Annotated in this window: 15 protein-coding genes, 1 tRNA gene and 3 pseudogenes; 10 read left to right on the top strand and 9 right to left on the bottom strand. The window is 36.0% G+C overall.

Features of this window, described 5'->3' with window-relative positions; all coding sequences use genetic code 11:
- Window positions 1-15: 15 nt before the first annotated feature.
- Together OOK97_RS07155 and OOK97_RS07150 are read left to right on the top strand one after the other, a co-directional pair.
- On the top strand, window positions 16-1,671 hold the full coding sequence (locus tag OOK97_RS07155; RefSeq protein WP_264705682.1) for an aminopeptidase P family protein: 1,656 nt from the start codon (window positions 16-18) through the stop codon (window positions 1,669-1,671).
- A 121-nt stretch (window positions 1,672-1,792) separates the two neighbouring features.
- Window positions 1,793-2,158 carry a hypothetical protein gene (locus tag OOK97_RS07150; RefSeq protein WP_064125381.1) on the top strand — a complete coding sequence of 122 codons (366 nt, stop codon included), beginning with the start codon at window positions 1,793-1,795 and terminating at the stop codon, window positions 2,156-2,158.
- 37 nt (window positions 2,159-2,195) lie between these two features.
- Here the strand turns inward: OOK97_RS07150 and OOK97_RS07145 are convergent, their stop codons facing one another.
- Window positions 2,196-2,357 (bottom strand): hypothetical protein, encoded by a 162-nt coding sequence (locus OOK97_RS07145; protein WP_264705298.1) that lies wholly within the window; start codon window positions 2,355-2,357, stop codon window positions 2,196-2,198.
- A gap of 210 nt (window positions 2,358-2,567) precedes the next feature.
- Between OOK97_RS07145 and OOK97_RS07140 the strand changes: the two genes are divergently transcribed.
- From OOK97_RS07140 to OOK97_RS07105, 5 genes and pseudogenes are all read left to right on the top strand, one after another.
- A complete protein-coding gene (locus OOK97_RS07140) occupies window positions 2,568-3,212 on the top strand; it encodes an alpha/beta hydrolase (RefSeq protein ID WP_264705297.1) in 645 nt (214 codons plus the stop codon).
- Between the two features lie 5 nt (window positions 3,213-3,217).
- Complete coding sequence (locus tag OOK97_RS07135; protein ID WP_264705296.1) at window positions 3,218-4,033, top strand: SDR family oxidoreductase; 816 nt, start codon at window positions 3,218-3,220, stop codon at window positions 4,031-4,033.
- Window positions 4,034-4,265: 232 nt separating this feature from the next.
- Window positions 4,266-5,352: pseudogene (locus OOK97_RS07650) on the top strand (IS3 family transposase).
- A gap of 171 nt (window positions 5,353-5,523) precedes the next feature.
- Window positions 5,524-8,109: a DNA polymerase I gene (polA, locus tag OOK97_RS07110; protein ID WP_264705295.1), complete on the top strand. Its 2,586-nt coding sequence runs from the start codon at window positions 5,524-5,526 to the stop codon at window positions 8,107-8,109.
- Window positions 8,110-8,158: 49 nt separating this feature from the next.
- Complete coding sequence (locus tag OOK97_RS07105) at window positions 8,159-9,148, top strand: hypothetical protein (protein WP_264705294.1); 990 nt, start codon at window positions 8,159-8,161, stop codon at window positions 9,146-9,148.
- A gap of 35 nt (window positions 9,149-9,183) precedes the next feature.
- Here OOK97_RS07105 and OOK97_RS07100 read toward each other — a convergent pair whose 3' ends face one another.
- From OOK97_RS07100 to OOK97_RS07085, 4 genes are all read right to left on the bottom strand, one after another.
- Window positions 9,184-9,963 carry an exodeoxyribonuclease III gene (locus tag OOK97_RS07100; protein ID WP_264705293.1) on the bottom strand — a complete coding sequence of 260 codons (780 nt, stop codon included), beginning with the start codon at window positions 9,961-9,963 and terminating at the stop codon, window positions 9,184-9,186.
- Entirely contained in the window at window positions 9,963-10,670 is a 708-nt protein-coding gene (locus tag OOK97_RS07095) for a uroporphyrinogen-III synthase (protein ID WP_264705292.1), read from the bottom strand. Before OOK97_RS07095 ends, OOK97_RS07100 begins: the two co-directional genes overlap by 1 nt.
- 244 nt (window positions 10,671-10,914) lie before the next feature.
- Entirely contained in the window at window positions 10,915-11,406 is a 492-nt protein-coding gene (locus tag OOK97_RS07090) for a hypothetical protein (RefSeq protein WP_155969024.1), read from the bottom strand.
- Window positions 11,407-11,476: 70 nt separating this feature from the next.
- Window positions 11,477-11,561, bottom strand: a tRNA-Leu gene (locus OOK97_RS07085).
- Window positions 11,562-11,623: 62 nt separating this feature from the next.
- On the opposite strand from OOK97_RS07085, the gene tldD reads away from it, so the two are divergent.
- The 3 genes from tldD to OOK97_RS07070 all read left to right on the top strand — a co-directional run bounded on the left by tldD (window position 11,624) and on the right by OOK97_RS07070 (window position 14,576).
- Window positions 11,624-13,042, top strand: coding sequence for a metalloprotease TldD (tldD, locus tag OOK97_RS07080; RefSeq protein ID WP_264705290.1), 1,419 nt, complete (start codon window positions 11,624-11,626; stop codon window positions 13,040-13,042).
- A 55-nt stretch (window positions 13,043-13,097) separates the two neighbouring features.
- Window positions 13,098-13,238 carry a hypothetical protein gene (locus OOK97_RS07075; protein ID WP_153296798.1) on the top strand — a complete coding sequence of 47 codons (141 nt, stop codon included), beginning with the start codon at window positions 13,098-13,100 and terminating at the stop codon, window positions 13,236-13,238.
- A gap of 90 nt (window positions 13,239-13,328) precedes the next feature.
- Complete coding sequence (locus OOK97_RS07070; protein ID WP_264705289.1) at window positions 13,329-14,576, top strand: IscS subfamily cysteine desulfurase; 1,248 nt, start codon at window positions 13,329-13,331, stop codon at window positions 14,574-14,576.
- A gap of 34 nt (window positions 14,577-14,610) precedes the next feature.
- Here the strand turns inward: OOK97_RS07070 and OOK97_RS07065 are convergent.
- The 4 genes and pseudogenes from OOK97_RS07065 to OOK97_RS07320 form a co-directional block, all read right to left on the bottom strand.
- Window positions 14,611-15,403: pseudogene (locus OOK97_RS07065) on the bottom strand (Rpn family recombination-promoting nuclease/putative transposase).
- Window positions 15,400-16,665: a group II intron reverse transcriptase/maturase gene (ltrA, locus tag OOK97_RS07060; RefSeq protein ID WP_264705656.1), complete on the bottom strand. Its 1,266-nt coding sequence runs from the start codon at window positions 16,663-16,665 to the stop codon at window positions 15,400-15,402. Before ltrA ends, OOK97_RS07065 begins: the two are co-directional and overlap by 4 nt.
- The gene (locus OOK97_RS07055) at window positions 16,604-16,852 is read right to left on the bottom strand and encodes a reverse transcriptase N-terminal domain-containing protein (protein ID WP_264705007.1); all 249 of its coding nucleotides are present in this window, start codon (window positions 16,850-16,852) and stop codon (window positions 16,604-16,606) included. Before OOK97_RS07055 ends, ltrA begins: the two co-directional genes overlap by 62 nt.
- A 697-nt stretch (window positions 16,853-17,549) precedes the next feature.
- Window positions 17,550-17,795, bottom strand: a pseudogene (locus tag OOK97_RS07320) (PD-(D/E)XK nuclease family transposase); the annotation flags it as partial.
- Between the last annotated feature and the right edge of the window lie 153 nt (window positions 17,796-17,948).

Here is a 17,948-nt window from a genome sequence, read left to right as displayed (position 1 = left end):
GCTGTGAGGTATCCCATGTCAAAAATCGAAGAATTTCGTTCATTTATGCATGAAATAAATGTTGATGCATTTATGTTGCATACTAAAGACGAATATTCAGAGGAGCTAACAAAGCTGTGTGGCTTTACAGGAACAAATGGGCTACTTATCGTTACAAAAGACAACAAGTGCCCATTTTTTACGGATGGACGCTACATCACACAAGCTCGCAATCAGCTCGATCGGGGCAATTTTCAAGTATATAATATACAAGAAGAGGATCCACGCGAATGGATAAAAGCAAACTTAACATCGACTGCCTCACTAGGTTATTATTTGCAATATTTTACCATAGAAGATATAAGAAAGTATGAGAATATCTGTAAATTAATACCCTGTTTAGCTGGAAAAAAAAGTGACTGTCGAAAACAAGCAGTGGTTTTACATTCTATTGAATATGCTGGTGAAAGTAGTAAGGACAAATGTGAAAAAATAGCTAAAAGCATAGATAAAGAAGCTGAAGTAGTGCTTTTAACTGATCCAAATTCAATTTCATGGTTATTAAATTTAAGAAATGAAAATGCTAAATATACTCCATGTATATTGGGCCGTGCTATATTGTATAAAAGCGGTAATGTTGATTTGTTTATTCAAGATAAAGAACATTCAACTATAGAAGCAAATTTAGGCAATCATATAAATATTTTTGATATTAGTGAGCTAGAAAATTCGCTGCACAAGCTAAATTCAATAGTTATAGATCCAAACACAACTCCAATGAGTATTATGGCTGTAATAAAAGATAAACAGGTAGCTGAAAGAGAGGATCCTTGTCTAATTTATAAAGCAGTAAAAAACCAAACTGAAATAGCTGGGGCTATAAATGCGCACATCAGAGATGGAGTGGCAGTTACAAACTTTCTACATTGGCTTGAAAATGATGTTGGTACAGAGCTTGAAGCTGAAGAGAAACTCTTAGAATACAGAAAAGAGCAGAATTTGTTTAAGCAACTAAGTTTTCCAACAATTTCAGCATTTAATGAGAATGGAGCAATAATTCACTATCGTGCAAGCAGTAAGACGAATAAGGTAATTCAGAAAAGTGGACTATATTTGATTGACTCTGGTGGCCAATACCTTGACGGCACAACTGATGTGACAAGAACTGTAGCAATTTGCAGTCCAACTAATGAGCAAATAACCCACTATACAATAGTGTTGAAAGCTCACATTGCTATAGCAAGTGTCATCTTTCCTCCTGGCACTACTGGTGGAGAATTGGATATATTGGCACGTACGCATTTATGGAAATTTGGAATGGACTATATGCATGGTACAGGGCATGGAGTAGGAAGTTACCTATCAGTACACGAAGGACCACAAGCAATATCAAAAAGTAATAAAGTAAAATTAGTACCAGGCATGATACTTTCCAACGAACCTGGTTATTACATTCCGGGAGAGTATGGAATAAGAATTGAAAATCTGATGTATGTTGATAAACATGAAAATGGTTTCTTGGGATTTAAACAACTAACCTCTATTCCATATGATAGAAGGCTAATAGATGTGCAAATGCTTACTAAAGATGAAATTGAATGGATAAATGACTATCATCGATTTGTCTATAAAAACTTAGAAAATAGCGTCAAAGATAAGGAATGGTTAAAGAAGGTATGTGACCCTTTATAAGCAAAGGAGCATTTTTTATTATTTAAAAAGTATTAATGCAATTGTGACAGGTATTTTGTATTGTTTTTAATTTTAAAATAATATATAATAAAGAATACGTATTTTTAGGTAGGTTATAATTATGATAGACAAAGGGCAAGAAGATGAATTTATGAAGCAGTATATGGATACTTGCAAAGAGCAAATAGAAAAATTAGCCAAGGATCCTGAATTGCTTAATCAGACTTTAAAACCATTTATGCAAATGTCTCAGCAGCTTATGGCTGGCGGTATGTTAGAAGGGGCTATGCCTGGCATGATACCTGATTTGGGCAGTATGGATGTTAACAAGATGATTGCTCAGATGAAGGAAATGATTGACTACATAAGAGGTAACTATAAGGAACTAATGAAAGAGCACAGCTCGCAGATTCAAGAGCTTGATGAATCCAGTAAAAAGCTAAGAGGTTTAGTTAAAAAATTGATAGAAAAGATCGAAAGTAAATAAATAACATCTGGATTTCTGTCATTCTATATACAACTTTCTAGTTGGACGGTAAGTCGAGGTCAATTATTGATGTCATGAAAGTAGCTGACACTGGTTCCTTTATGACGGCAGTGCCCAGAGGTGTCATTCCAGTGCTTGACACTGGGATCCAGTTCTTATTACCTGGTGTAAAGTTAAGTTTCCTGGATTCCAGTGTCAAGCACTGGAATGACAGCAATCCTACGTCATACCGCGATTCATTCGCGGTATCTTAGTATAGATTCCGCTAACAAGTAGCGGAATGACGGTTTTTCAAATCGTCGATGAACCTAAGTCACTTTAGCTATAGTATCGGGAACGTAATTGCACATTGGTTTTACAAATTTGAAAATTAGTGTTAAATAAAAATATAAACGCAAAAGGAAAAGAAATGATTGAACTTAAAGGCCCAGAAATTTGTGCAGGCGGAAATAAGAAAAATTTGATTATTTTTTTACATGGTTGGGGCTCAAGTGGCGATAATTTTGTTCACCTTGCTAAAGTTATGAGCAAGTTTTTACTGGGTTCATATTTTGTAGCACCCAATGCTCCGTTTGAAAGAGAAATAGGTGATGGTTATCAGTGGTTTAGCTTGGAAGATCGTAGTGAGGAGGCGCTATATAATGGAGTAAAAAATGCTACATCAATTGTAAATCATTTCATTGATACAAAATTAAAGGAGCTTAATTTAAAAGATACGCAACTTTCTTTAGTTGGATTTTCTCAAGGAGCAATGCTTGCAATACATACAGCTCTCACCCGCTCTCAATCCTGTGCATCAGTTGTTGCATACTCTGGTAGGTTTCTTTCACCTTCAAAAGCTGCACCAGAGATCAAATCAAAACCTAACATATGTGTTATCCATGGTGATGCTGACGACGTGGTACCTTTTTCGTCCCTCGACTTAGCGGTTAAAGCTCTGAAAGAAAATGGAGTAAATGTTGAAGGACACCCAATTCATGCATTAGGGCATATTATTAATGAAGAAGGGATAAAATTAGGAGTAGAATTTATCGAGAAGAATTTTAAAAATTAATTTTCATGCACTTGTTTTGCTTTGGTTATGGATATGTGGCTAAATTTTTATCGAAAAAACTGCTGAACTTAGGTTGGAAAGTTAGTGGCACATCAAGAAGTAAAGATATACAAAATGTAATCCTCTTTAATTATGAGAAGGTTAGCCAAGATCTGCTTAAAAGCGCAACGCACGTTTTAATTTCTATTCCTCCAGATGGTGATGATGTTGTGGAGAGATACGGTGATTGCCTGCAAAATGTTAAATGGTTTGGTTATTTGTCTGCAACTAGCGTCTATGGTGATCACTCTGGTAATTGGGTGAATGAGGAATCTGAAACAAAACCTATAGAAATCAGAGGAGAAAAGCGCCTTAGATCTGAAAAGAGGTGGCTGAATAGCAAACTGCCTGTACATATTTTTCGTTTAGCTGGAATATACGGTCCTGGTAGGAACGTGTTAATTGACTTGCAGCTTGGCAAAGCAAGAAATGTGAAAAAAGAAGGGCATTTTTTTTCTCGTATTCACGTTGAAGATATATCGAATATTTTATTTTCTTCCATGCAAAACATAAAACCTGGTGAAATATACAATTGTGCAGACGATTTACCCACTACACAATCTGAAGTGGTAATATATGCGACCAAACTTCTCAATGTTAGCCCTCCAGAACCAATTGAGGCTTCTTCCCTACCAGATTATGCACAGAGTTTTTATTTAGGATCAAAAAAAGTAAGTAATGTTAAAATTAAAAAAGATCTTAATGTCTCTCTAATTTATCCTAACTACAAGGTGGGATTAGAGAGTTTGCACGTAAACAAAACTGAAATCACATCAGAATGATAGATAGGCTTATTGTCACTGCCATTAAGTTAAGGAAAGAATGGTTAAAAACTGAACTAAAAAGTCAGAAATAATTAAGGATTTATGACAAATGCTGAAACAGAATAGAGTAAACTTTAAAGCAGATAAACTCTGAAGTGTAAATTACTTAAGAAATAGTGACCTTACCCAGAAAAAGTGGAGAGAAAGAAAAGAGTTTTTTTGGGTAAAATAAAATTTTGGAGGATTAGAAATGGCAAGAGAATATACGGCAGAATTCAAATTGGAAGCTGTTAAGCTGGCAAATGAACAAAGAAAGGTAGGTCAACCAGTTGCAAAAGTAGCAAGAGATCTAGGAATAAGGGATAGTGTATTAGGAAAATGGATGAAGAAATATAACGAAAAAAAGTCAGCGGCAAATGCATTTCCAGGTAGAGGTAACATGGCTCCTTACGACAAAGAGAGGTTTGATTTACAAAGCAAGAGTAACAAGGGAAAGAGACATTTAAAAAAAAGCCCTGGCCAGTCAAAAAGAGTAAAATATTTTTTTATATAGTAACTGCTATAAAGTACAGGAATTATGTAGGATTTTCTGCTAGTGGCTACTATAAGTGGACCACAAGAAAAATAAGCAGTAGAGAATCAGCAAATAAAGAGCTACTCGAAGCTATTCAAAAAATATATCAAGTTTCTAAATGTAGATATGGAGCTCCTAAAATTCATGCTGAATTGAAGGCTTTGGGTAAAAGTTGCAATTTGAAAACGGTGCAAAGTATTATGCAGAAAAATGACATCAGGGCTATACTGAAAAGAAAGTTTAAAATTAAAAAACAACAAACAGATAATAGAGCTGTAGCTCCCAATATACTAGATCAAAACTTTATTGTTGATCAACCAAATAAAGTATGGGATTACTTACATCAAAACCAAGGAGGGATGGCTATATTTGGCAGCAATAATTCTCACGTATGGTAGTTAATGAGTAGTGCAATAAATAAACAATTGGTTATGAACTCTTTATTAATGGCCATTAATAGGCGTAAACCTGTTAAAAATCTACTGCTGCACAGTGACCAAGGTTCACAATATACTGCGCAAGGGTATCAATATCTCTTAGCTGTAAAGAATATAGATGAGTAATAAAGGCTGTTGTTACGACAATTCTGTTGCAGAAAGCTTCTTTAGCTCATTGAAAAGAGAAATACTTATTGATACTTCACAACACTCTGCTCAACAAACTAGAACTGCAATATTTGAATACATAGAAATTTTTTATAACAAACAACGTCACTATTAACTATTGCATTCCAGAACAATTTGATGCATCATTCTTTTTGTAAAAAACATTCCAAACTTTCTCTCCACTTTTTCTGGGTAAGGTCATATGTGTACATCCCCATCATGAATGCTATTTTCGGTAAAATCTCTTACAACGCTCAAAAGCAGAAAAACAAAAACTTGATTTTCTCAGCTAAATAGTGGACCATCAAAAGCACGCATAAATATCTACAATGAAAGAAAAAACTTTCACAATCATCGATGGCTATGGTTTTCTTTTCAGAGCTTACTATGTACTACCTCACTTAATTACCACAACAGGAATGCCAATAGGTGGTGTATATGGCTTTCTGAATATGGTTCTTAAGTACATTGCCCATTCGGACTACTTAACTATAGCACTTGATGCAGGGAAAAAGAATTTTAGGCACAATTTATATCCTGAGTACAAAGCGAACAGAGTAACGCCTCCTGAGGATCTAACTCCACAGTTCACCATACTGAGGGAAGCGGTAGAAGCTTTTAACCTCAGCTATGAAGAGATTGAAGGTTATGAAGCAGATGATATAATTGCAACACTAGCTGCAAAATACGCCAACTACCAAGACTTTAAAGTGGTAGTCGTTTCATCAGATAAAGATTTATTTCAACTCTTGAACCACAATATTTTAATATTCGACCCCATTAAAAATATATATATAGATGAAAAACAAGTAATAGAAAAATTTGGCGTAAACTCACACAAGCTTCTTGATTTATTTTCTCTAACTGGTGATGCATCTGACAACATTCCAGGCGTTCCGGGAATAGGTCCGAAGACTGCAGCTAAATTACTAGATGAATTTGATTCATTGAATAATATTATAGAGAACATTGATAACATCGAGCAAACGAGGATTCGTAATATTCTTGCTGAACATAAGGAAAAAGCGCTAATTTCAAGAGAACTTTTATCACTATGCGAAAAAGTAGACCTTCAACATGATATTGCAAAATGTGAAGTTCGCCCTCCAAATATGGAAAAACTATTATCCTTTTTAAAGAAGTATGAATTCAATTCTTTAATAGGTAAAATGGAAAAGCTTTTTTCCTATAATGGGTCTAGCACAAAAGAGAAAATAGAATATAGTAGTGAAGAGTTAGAGAAATTTTTGGAGCATTGTAGATATGAAGGCAGAATTGCAATTCATTGCCACTTTGAAGACAACTTATTAAATAAAATTTCCTTATCTTATAGCGAAAGTAATATTTTTTATATAGAGCAAGACAGCATACAAGATGCACTCATTATAATTAACTCAACTTTACTCTCAAATGGGGCGCTTAAAATAATACATAACATTAAAGAAATCAGGAAAATCTTCCCTACAGTAGAGAAGATGCTAGATTCAGTTGATGATTTGATGATAATGTCGTATAGCTTGGATACAGGAAAACACGATCACAGTATTCCAAACATAGTTGCGCATAATTTGAGTGAAAATGCAGAAATTTTCTCGGCAAAAACTTTAATAGCAATTCATGAAAAGCTAAAGCAAAGGTTATTTCAGGAAAAATTGTTCACAATTTACGAGCGCTTCGATAAGCCACTTATGAAAGTGATATTTGATATGGAGAAAAATGGGATATTACTGAACATACAAAAATTACAGGAGCTGTCCGATAAATTTCAGCAGGTAATTGCCGTGCTTGAAGATGAGATATATAATTTGGCAGGAGAAAGATTTAATATTGCTTCGCCAAAACAATTAAGTGATGTTTTATTCAACAAAATGGGGCTTAATAAAAAGAAAAAGTCAAAAAAATCTGGATCGTATAGCACCAATTATGAAGTTCTAGAGGCACTCGAAGAAGAAGGGGTAGAAATCGCAAGTAAAATCTTAAATTGGCGACATTTAAGTAAATTAAAAGGCACCTACACTGATGCATTAATAAAGCAAGTTGATCCACTTGATGGTAGAATACACACAAGCTTTTCAACGACTGCAACTGCAACTGGAAGGCTGAGCTCCAGCAATCCTAATTTACAGAATATTCCTATCAGAAGCGAAGAGGGAAATCTTATCAGACAAGCATTTATTGCGCCAAAAGGGCATAAGATAATTTCTGCTGACTATTCACAAATAGAGTTAAGACTCCTGGCACACGTTGCAAACGTTGCAGCATTTAAAGAAGCTTTTGCAAACGGACAAGATATTCATGAGATCACCGCTAGGCAAGTTTTTGGAGTGCAAGAAATAGATGAGCAATTAAGACGCAAAGCAAAATCCATCAATTTTGGAATTATATATGGCATTAGCCCATTTGGTCTTGCAAAGCGGCTTGGAATTACCATTGCGGAAGCTGCTGAATACATTAATTACTATTTTTCCTGTTACCCAGAAATAAAGGCCTATATGGAAAAAGCAGTGTCTATCGCAAGATTGCATGGTTATGTAGAAACTTTGTTTGGCAGGAGATGCTTTGTAAGAGACATAAACAATACAATTCCTTATATAAGACAATTTGCAGAAAGGGCAGCAATAAACGCACCACTGCAAGGCACCGCCGCTGATATAATAAAACGTGCGACGATTCAGCTTTTTGACCAATTAAAAGTAGGTAAAATAATCCTCCAGGTTCACGATGAACTACTGGTTGAAGTAGAAGACGAAAAGGTACAAGAAACAGCAAAACTTATGAAAGATATAATGGAAAATGCAATAGAAATTTCTGTACCACTTGAAGTAGAAATAAAAGTTGGCGACAACTGGGGTCTAAATTCCCTTAATTATGACTTAAACATCGTGAATTCTAGGAGTATAAATCATTTGAACTAATACGAAAAATATGTTAGAATAGAACATAGCAGATGCAAATAGGTCAGTCATGACAGGCCCACAAGTAAAAAGTTCAAAACCTCCAAAGTTACCTACTCAGGTAACTAACGAAGATGAGAAAATTTTTGAAAAAGAGGAACATCAGGTAATCTATGATGCCTTTATACAATTGCTAAAAAACAAAGTACAACCTAAAGAATTAAAGGAAGATGACGAGGCAGTACTCGCTTTCATGCTAAGTCAGAATCAAACTATATTCAATAATGTCAAGCTAGAAGATGTAGAACCACTCAGTGAAGAGAATTTTTCTCAGTTTTTACTTTCTGTGTTTAAAGAAATTAGAGAGCAAGGCTTAGCTAGAGAAGAGAAATTAAATAATGATAAAATACAACAAATAATAACCAAGTGTGTAGCTGATATACGCGGTACAGAAGCTAAAGATTCATCCATAAAGTTCGTATTGGAAATGCCGCTGCTGCTAATTGGAGGGATCAAAATAGACCCGAAAAATATTTCTGGCTCCTTTATGGATGGGGTGAAAGAAAAAATACCATTCTTAGGTAAAGACAAAAAAGAGGAAGATGAACCACCACTTAGTGATGAAGAGATGGTAACAACGTTCTTAAGCAAGATCTTTTTTCCTGTCCTTCTTTCCACTATTCCAATGTTAATTTTTGGTCCTACTACACTCGGAGTAGTTGTTGCTGCTATTGGTGCAATATTCGCCATAAAAGGAGGAGTGGGAGTTCTTTTTTCAAATAACAAAAAAGGTACTTTGTATGACCCTAGCTCACAAGATAAAGATGATACAGAAAAGAGAGCAAAATTGAATAAAAAAATTTGCGATGGTATCAATAAAATTTTAGGAACCCCAGTCGAGAAGGCTAAAGGGAGTGAGCAACCCACTTCTGTTTCTGAACAAATTTCCCAGGAAAACAACAGGGGAAACGAAAAGAGTGAGCAGCAAGATCGATCTTGGGCAGGAAAGGAAAACAAACGCAGGGAAGAGACCATAGAGCAGCAACCAAGTAAGAACTAGGTTTGCCAAAAGTGAGTTGTGTAAGAGGTCTACTATTATTCTATAGCACATACAACAGGAATATGGTCAGACGGATTTTCTAGCTTACGCAATCTATCATCTATGTAACATGTTTCCAATTTATCTGCAGCTTGTGGCGATAATAGCATATAATCTATTCGCATTCCTTGATTATTTCTGAGTGAATTGCCTTGATAGTGCCACCAAGTGAATTGTTGCAAATTTGGGTGAGATATTCTAAACGCATCTTTAAACCCAAGATTCAAGATCGCTCTTAACTTCTCACGTTCTTTTATATGAAAGCACACTTGGCCATTCAATAAATTTGAATCAAAAACATCAATTTCATCTAGTGCAACATTATAATCGCCAGCTATAATGGTTAACTCTTCATTTTTCAACAAAGTGCTCATTCTTTCATATAGGTTATCAAAAAACTTGAGTTTATATTCAAATGCTTGAGAGTCCAGGCTTTGACCATTTGGCACGTATACACTTCCTACCCTTACCTTCTGATTATTGTGCTTTATTATGCACTCTATATAACGCGCTTCTTGATAACCTTCTACAATGTCAATTTTAAACTTTTCCAGTATTGGATATTTAGATAAAACACAAACGCCATTTCTTGCAACTTGTCCATAGATAGCATATTCATATCCTAACTTTTCTATCTCTGCATAAGGAAATTGCTCTTCCGTACATTTTATCTCTTGCAGCAAAACTATATCTATCTGACTATCAACTATAAAACTACAAAGTTGGTTAATTCTTTTACGTATGGAGTTTACATTCCAAGTTGCAATCTTTAGCATCAGCAATCCTTATTAATTATATCGATTAAACTCTCCCCAGTAGGCAACCTCGATGTTATAATTTTTTTCCATTTGATTAACTTTAAACTATCAGCAATGTTTTTACTCATGGTATATGCAACTGTATTATTCATCACATGAGATAGTCCACTTTTTAGAACTAATGAACAAAATATCCTTGCTGTCTGTGAGGAAAAAAAAGCAACACTATCAATTTTACCATCCAACAGTAAATTTTTACACCTATTAGTTAGATTCCTTTTTATAATTGTTTTATAGAGTACAACTTCTCTTACGTTGAAATCTTCTTCAGATAATCTCTTTTTTAGGTCACATGATACTTCTTGTCCCCTTATATATAAGAACTTTATTGCGTTTGAATAATGAGCTTTTATGAATGATATCAGACCATCAACGTTGCTGTCTGCTGAGATTATATCAGAAAATCCCAAATTTTTTGCAGCCTGCATGGTTGAATTACCAACTGTAATAATCGGAAAGTCATCCACTTTGCATATTTGACTAAAAGCCTTTACACTGTTTTTACTTGTAGATATCACAACGTCAAATTCGTACGCAGATATATCAGGATTTAAGTACTTTATTGTGAATACTGGTTCTATAAAAACTTTGTATCCATACTTTCTCAATATATTTCTTGTATTGAACGAGTCCAATAAAGGCCTCGTTAATAAAATAGACTTCATTCTGATTTATTTCACTACTAGTAAAATAGTACCCTTTATACACAAATTACTGAATAAAAACTTTTATTTTGATAGCTTGAGCAATTATTCAAGTAATTGATGTGGAAGTAGGAGTACTAAGCGCTCCTACCCCAATAAGCCCACAATTTCTGCTTACACTTTTTTGACGCTAATTACATCGAACTCTTTTGAATGGCTTCCTTCAGTGGAATTATATAGCTAATATTCCTGTATAAGTTAATACTTAAGCTGCTTTTGCAGTTAGGGAGTGGTCATCAGTAGGTTTTTTTGCCTGTGGTTCGCTAATCCTAGTCCGAACGATATTAGTTGCCATAAAGGCACAGCCTAGAATAAAAAAGGCAGTGGAAACAAAAGGAATGATAGGAGATTCAAAGGGCAATATAGGTGTAATTCCTCCTATTAAAAACAAAACGTTAGATGTAATATCAAGACAGATCTTCGTTAGTTTTTCTTGTCCAGGAGTGTTTTCTACACCAAGCTGCTTATTAAGATCACGCTGCCTAAAATGATCAGCTAATGACCATATGTTTAAGGTAGATGAAAGTACACTTAATATAGTGCAGGCAATACTAAAATACAGACTTAAGACAGGAATATTCAAGACCAATGCCGCTGTGTATCCAATGAAAGAGATAGTAGATAGTGTAGTAACTAAGCGTTTCGAGTAAGTTCGTACCTTCTTTCTGCAGGCTAACTTATTTTTTTCACTATACATAGCATGAATATTACCTAATATGTTATATTATAACATTAATTAATTCAATAAGCAATATGGAAGCTAAGAGTGCCCGAGAGAAGACTTGAACTTCCACAACTTAAAAAGTTACTAGCACCTGAAGCTAGCGCGTCTACCAATTCCGCCACCCGGGCTTTTTATAGTTTACTATGTTAAAGTTAAATAATATACTTAAACAATTTTTAGTTCAAAGGTAATGCCAAATCTAGATCAAATATTTTTTGCTCAAAACAATGTTAATATTAATAACGTATATAAAATAGTCAATAACGCTTTGAGCAATAGCGATGGTGGTGAGCTGTTTCTAGAATTTTGCCAGTCGGAGTCCCTGGTTTTTGAGGATAACATATTAAAACACATGGACTTGAATACTAGAAGGGGATTTGGTTTAAGGTCTTTTTGTGAAGATAGTACATCTTTCGTTTGTTCTTCTGAGATCAGCGAAAAAGAAATTAGTAATGCTGCTTCTATGGTAAAAAGCTCAGTGTCTTTAAACAAGACAAATTCAATAAATTTAAACGAAGAGACAAAAAGCCTATATTCGAGGATTAACCCTATAAATGAAATGGATCTGAATTCAAAGATTAAGCTACTCAATGAGGTTAATGAGTATGTAAGGTCCAAAAATAACTGCGTGAAGCAAGTAAAAATAACTCTAAGTGGAGAATGGCAAGTTGTACAAATAATAAAGGGTGATCACAGATTAAGCGATATCAGGCCTCTGGTACGTTTTAATGTGCTAGTCATTGTAGAAAAAGATGGCCGTACCGAAAGAGGTTCTGCAGGGCATGGTGGAAGGGACTCTTATAGTAAGTTTATTTCTGAGAAAAAGTGGAAAGAAGTTGCAAACCAAGCGTTAGAACAAGCACTGGTAAATCTTGAAGCAATTCCAACTCCAGCCGGAGAAATGACAGTCGTTTTAGGTCCAGGCTGGCCAGGAATATTGTTACACGAAGCCGTGGGTCATGGACTTGAGGGCGACTTCAATCGCAAAAAAGTCTCAGCATTTTCAAATTCTGTGGGTAAACAAGTAGCAGCTAGTGACATCACAGTAGTTGATGACGGAACTCTGCCCAATTTGCGCGGTTCTATCAGCGTAGACGATGAAGGCACTCCACCCAGTTATAATATATTGATAGAGGATGGGATCCTAAAAGGATACATGCAGGATCATATGAACGCTAAACTCATGGGTGTAAGCCCAACTGGTAATGGTAGAAGAGAAAGTTATAAAGAAGTTATTATGCCGCGCATGACAAACACCTATATGTTGCCCGGAAAGTATACATCGAAGGAAATAATATCTAGCGTAAAGAAAGGTCTATATGCAGTAAATTTCGGTGGTGGGCAGGTTGATATAACGTCAGGAAAATTTGTTTTTTCATCTTCGGAAGCTTACCTAATAGAAAATGGCAAAATTACACAGCCAGTCAAAGGGGCAACACTAATTGGTGACGGTCCAACAGTGTTGAAAAAAGTATCTATGGTTGGTAATGACTTAAAGTTAGATCCTGGTGTTGGCACATGCTCGAAAGATGGACAAAATGTGCCCGTTGGAGTTGGTCAGCCGACACTCAAAGTCGACGCAATAACTGTTGGTGGAACTGAGATATAGATAAGGGCTAAAACGGATTCCAGCGCACGGCGCACAGCTGTACAAACATTATGATTTGGAAGCAATTGCCACCAATAGGGTGTCATCCCAGTGTCTGGGCACTGCCTTTGTGTTTGAGGCAAAACTGGCTATAACATTTAACACACTGCTTTCGCAAATAAATGTTCGTACAGTTATGTGTCAGCTACTTGGATGACACTTTTGTACTTGATGCAAGATTATATCTTGAAAAAATTAAGTTTTAATGCTATAAAATAATTGTAAATTTTGTCTCCGTGGTAGCTTTATGAATGTTGAAAGTAAAAAAATACACGATGCTAAAATAAAATTACCAATATTTCTTGATTATCAATCTACTACTAAAGTAGATCCCCGTGTTTTAGAGGTGATGATACCTTACTTTGGTGAGTTCAGCAATGCACACTCTCGCAGCCATTCATTTGGTTGGACTGCTGAAGAAGCAGTGGAAAAAGCAAGGAAACACATCACTGATCTGGTGAACGCAGATAGCAAAGAAATTATCTTTACCTCAGGTGCAACTGAGTCAAATAATACAGCAATCAAGGGCGTTGCTCACTTTTATAAAAATAAAGGAAATCATATAATCACTGTCTGCACGGAGCATAAGTGTGTTCTGGATTCTTGTCGGCATCTGGAAAATGAAGGCTTTAAAGTTACATATTTGCCTGTTAAGCAAAACGGAATTATAGATTTATCAAAGCTTGAGGAAGCAATTACTGATCAAACAATCCTGGTTTCAGTGATGATGGTAAATAATGAAATCGGAGTAATTCAGCCTGTCAAAGAAATTGGTGTAATATGTAGAAAGCATAATATATTTTTCCACACAGATGCAGCTCAAAGCTTTGGAAAAGTTCCAATTGATGTTAATGAGATGTGCATTGATCTTATGAGTCTCTCTAGCCACAAAATTTATGGACCTATGGGAATAGGCGCATTATATGTACGTAGAAAGAATCCTCGTGTTAGGCTGATACCACTAATTAGTGGTGGTGGACAGGAAAGAGGCATGCGTTCTGGAACAGTTCCAACACCTCTTGCAGTTGGTTTTGGTGAAGCGGCACGTATTGCTAGAGAAGAAATGAAAAAAGAAACAACTAGAGTGGAAGAATTAAGGGATATTTTGTATAACAAGATAAAAGAAGCGTTTCCTGATATCGTTTTAAATGGTGATTATGAAAATAGAATTCCTGGCAACCTAAACTTGAGCTTTCCCTATGTTGAGGGTGAGTCTCTCATCATGGCAATCAAGGATTTAGCAGTAAGTTCTGGTTCTGCGTGCACGTCTGCGTCTCTTGAGCCTTCCTATGTAGTACGGTCGCTAAATAATGGCCATGACCTTGAGCATTCATCAATTAGATTTGGCCTAGGCCGATTTACAACTAGAGAAGAAGTTTTGTATGCAGCAGATCTTGTTGCTAAAAATGTTGGCCGACTGAGAGAAATGAGCCCACTTTGGGAGATGGTACAAGAAGGAGTAGATTTGAACACCGTGAAATGGGACTCTCATTAAATGTATCCGTTCCAACTGCAAATGCACTTTGAAATTACTCTGTACCGTTCACACTTAATTCTTCAATCTCACTAATAGAAAGGCCAGTAAATTTGACAATAGTGTTAACATCAACATTATTAGCCAGCATTGCTTTTGCGACTTCGATTTTTCCTTCGATTTTTCCTTCCTCTTTACCGATTTTGATGCCTCTTTCTTCGCCAATTTGGATGCCTTTTTCAGTAGCAAGATCAAGTCTGTATTCAAGAATGGCTTCTTCTTTGCGTAGATCCATTATTCTTTCTTCATAAGCTACTAAATCTTTTTCATTCCAGCTAAACCTGTCTAATTCATCGTAGGCTAACTTTATTATTGGTGCTTTTTCTGCTATTTTCCTTAAGTCTTCTTCCGTAGTTTCATCTGCATATTTGAAGAAAAATAACCAACGATCCACTATGCTTTCTAGCTGTTCTTCCTTATTCTTAGGAAATTTAGGTAGTTCAATAAATACAAATTGAAAATCTTTTAAGTCATGCTCATTGGTTTTCTCATCTCTTATAGTGTGGCTGATCAAGCTTATCAGGAAATAAATTACAATTAGAGATAGCAATAAAGAAAACCTTCTTTAAATCAATGTACTTACCAGATTTATCAGCTTGCCTTGAGTAAGCCTTAGCAGCATATAATTGAGCTCGTTTTTCGAAGCCTTTATCGCGAGTAAGCTGGTTAGGTAAGGAAGTAGTATTGCTACTACTCCCTCCCTTAGAAACGCAGCATGCAGGTTTCCCCACACTACGCTTGAGCCCCTTATCTAAGTCCTTCTTTTCTCGAACCGGCTTGTCCTTCATGATTCCTCAGAAAACATCATTCTTAATGGTGACACCAACAGTAGAGAACCTTCTCTTGAGAAAGAGCTTGCTAACATTTTTGTTTGTTTCACTCTTTCATCAAAATACTTTTTCCATTTTAAGTCAAGTGGATTTGCATCCGCCCTGATTTTAACATGTCGTCTGATAGGTATATCAATCAACCTAAGCAGTCTTAAATACCTTATCTCTTTCGGTTTGTTCTTGCATATGGGTGCAGCAAAGACCCATTGACGTTGTTTCATTACCTTGAAGTAACGATTCTTTATCCAACGTAATCCTTTACGAGGATGTCTTTTCTTTGCCCATTTCCATAGAGCACACATAATTTCATGGTCTATTTTGTTAAAAGCTCTTTTCGCACACACATGGCTGTAGTAATTTCCCCATCCCCTTAATAGGGAATTGAGCAACTTGATTAGTACGGCCTGAGTGTTCGCTATGTTTGCCTTTATCAATGTACGTGCTTTATTAAGAAGTTTCTTAATACTTTCTTTTGAAGGTTTTATAATTAACTTCTTATTATACCTGCGTACATTACAACCAAGAAAGTCAAACCCTGTTGTAATAGATATAATTTTTGTTTTCTCTTCGGAAAGGATAAGACCTCTCTCCTGAAGAAAGGACGATACTAGAGGTTTTACTTCATTTTCCAGTACTTCACGTGTGATTCCTGAAATGATAAAGTCATCTGCGTACCTGATTACATTTACTCCACTTCTGATTTTGCTTCTTCTTTTACTGCCAAGTTTACCAAATTGACTTTCCAATGATTTTTCAAGTCCATTTAGGGCTAGATTTGCTAGTATTGGAGAGATGATACTACCTTGTGGGGTACCTGCAGTTGTGGAATACAGAGTTTTTGATTCTAGGAAGCCAGCTTTTAACCAGCTATGAAGAATTTTCTTCTCCATAGGAATATGCTTCATGAGCCATTCATGGTTAATGTTATCAAAACACCCTTTAATATCACCTTCGAGTATCCATTGTAGTTGGTTACGGCTTGCCAGTAACAAGTGACAAGCCACAGTAGCGTCTGCGCAGGATCTTTTTGGTCTAAAGCCATAAGAGTGACGATCACTGATCGTTTCAGCTATCGGTTCCAAAGCAAACAAGTATAATGCTTGCATGGCTCTATCTTTTATCGTAGGGATTCCAAGAGGTCTTCTTTTGCCATTAGACTTACTGATGTATATCCGTTTTAGCGGAGAAGGTTTGTATCCTCTTTGTTTTAATAGCTTTATTCCTTGAAATTTTGTGTTGCAAGTTGACCATATTTGACGATCTACACCTGCTGTCTTGGTTTTCAGTTACTCTCTTAACCGCCAAAGCTTTGCCGCTAAAAGAGCGTGTGAGAAGATGTTGTAAAGTTTTCACCTTACCCCATCTGCCTTGTTGGACAGCCTTAACAATACGCCTCTGTAGCCTCATAACAACTTTTTGGCATTTCTTCCAGGGTCATGCTTCGGAGTTATTGGTAGGTGCACTTACAGTTGTACTTGTAATCATCTGCTTTCCTACCTTAAGTGGTTAACAAAGTTTCTTGTCATGAGGGACCAAATGGAGGTCTGCTCGTTTTCACGCGAATTAATGTTACAAATTCTATCCATTTCGTTACAAAATGGCATTCGCTTTCTCCATTATCCTTTACCTGCACATCCATCAGCATTCCTTGCGGATTGCCTGCCATATAGGCGAAAATACAGGCTTACCCTGTTCCTTCTATCATACAACAGTGGGTTAGGTGGCTTCTCTATACCGGTGATTTGCGTACATCCAGAAATGAAAAATGTCACATTACCTTTTGGTCGGAGCTTATCAGCATCTTTAGCTCTTTAATCGTTACGATACTTATGAAGCTTCACTTACGTTCACCATACCACTAAGCCTAGCCCTCCAACCACATGATGCTTGTAGTTTATGCTTTCTCTCACGATTGAGCATCTTCTTTATCAAGAGGAGGTTCATTGTCCGCGTCGCTCGGCACCAACTGGTTACCCAATTCGCACTGATGCGTAGACTCAGATGGCAAAACATCTGGTTTAATAAGTTTTAGGATTCTTTCAGTTTCTTTCTGAAGGAATTCCTCTCCTTTTAAACAATATGACCGAAGGCTTTCAGGTCGCACCATTTCAATCACATACCTGGCCCCACTAGAATCCCTGCAAAGAACATCAACAATGCTTTGTTTATCAGAAGCAATTTCAGGGTCCATAATGGTGCTTAAGAATTCTACTTCTTGTATAGTGTTGACTTCAGTACATCCTAAAATATCGTTTAAAAAATGGATAAGAATATTCTTATTTTTTTCAGTGCCAAAGATTTTCTTAAATGTTAAATCTAACTTTGGATCGAGAAATTTAGAAAGAGCCATAGTAAAAATACTGAGAAAAGATTAATAATTATACACACAATTATTCAACCATATTTTTAAGTATAGCTATACCGCCGTGGCGCTAACACGTAGCGGGATGACGAGCTTATCGTCATACCACCGCAAACCGTCATACCGCGATTCATTCGCGGT

This window comes from Wolbachia endosymbiont (group A) of Gymnosoma rotundatum, from assembly GCF_947250765.1.
Taxonomy (GTDB): Bacteria; Pseudomonadota; Alphaproteobacteria; order Rickettsiales; family Anaplasmataceae; genus Wolbachia; species Wolbachia pipientis.
Note: the sequence above shows the minus strand (reverse complement) of the source record. Positions and strands in the feature narration are given on the sequence as shown.

Coding starts and splice junctions, on each gene's coding strand:
- OOK97_RS07095 (WP_264705292.1), bottom strand. CDS start 10,670: ATGAAGTCTATTTTATTAACGAGGCCTTTATTGGACTCGTTCAATACA.
- OOK97_RS07055 (WP_264705007.1), bottom strand. CDS start 16,852: ATGAGGCTACAGAGGCGTATTGTTAAGGCTGTCCAACAAGGCAGATGG.
- OOK97_RS07135 (WP_264705296.1), top strand. CDS start 3,218: ATGCACTTGTTTTGCTTTGGTTATGGATATGTGGCTAAATTTTTATCG.
- OOK97_RS07155 (WP_264705682.1), top strand. CDS start 16: ATGTCAAAAATCGAAGAATTTCGTTCATTTATGCATGAAATAAATGTT.
- polA (WP_264705295.1), top strand. CDS start 5,524: ATGAAAGAAAAAACTTTCACAATCATCGATGGCTATGGTTTTCTTTTC.
- OOK97_RS07140 (WP_264705297.1), top strand. CDS start 2,568: ATGATTGAACTTAAAGGCCCAGAAATTTGTGCAGGCGGAAATAAGAAA.
- OOK97_RS07070 (WP_264705289.1), top strand. CDS start 13,329: ATGAATGTTGAAAGTAAAAAAATACACGATGCTAAAATAAAATTACCA.
- tldD (WP_264705290.1), top strand. CDS start 11,624: ATGCCAAATCTAGATCAAATATTTTTTGCTCAAAACAATGTTAATATT.
- OOK97_RS07105 (WP_264705294.1), top strand. CDS start 8,159: ATGACAGGCCCACAAGTAAAAAGTTCAAAACCTCCAAAGTTACCTACT.
- OOK97_RS07150 (WP_064125381.1), top strand. CDS start 1,793: ATGATAGACAAAGGGCAAGAAGATGAATTTATGAAGCAGTATATGGAT.
- OOK97_RS07090 (WP_155969024.1), bottom strand. CDS start 11,406: ATGTATAGTGAAAAAAATAAGTTAGCCTGCAGAAAGAAGGTACGAACT.
- OOK97_RS07100 (WP_264705293.1), bottom strand. CDS start 9,963: ATGCTAAAGATTGCAACTTGGAATGTAAACTCCATACGTAAAAGAATT.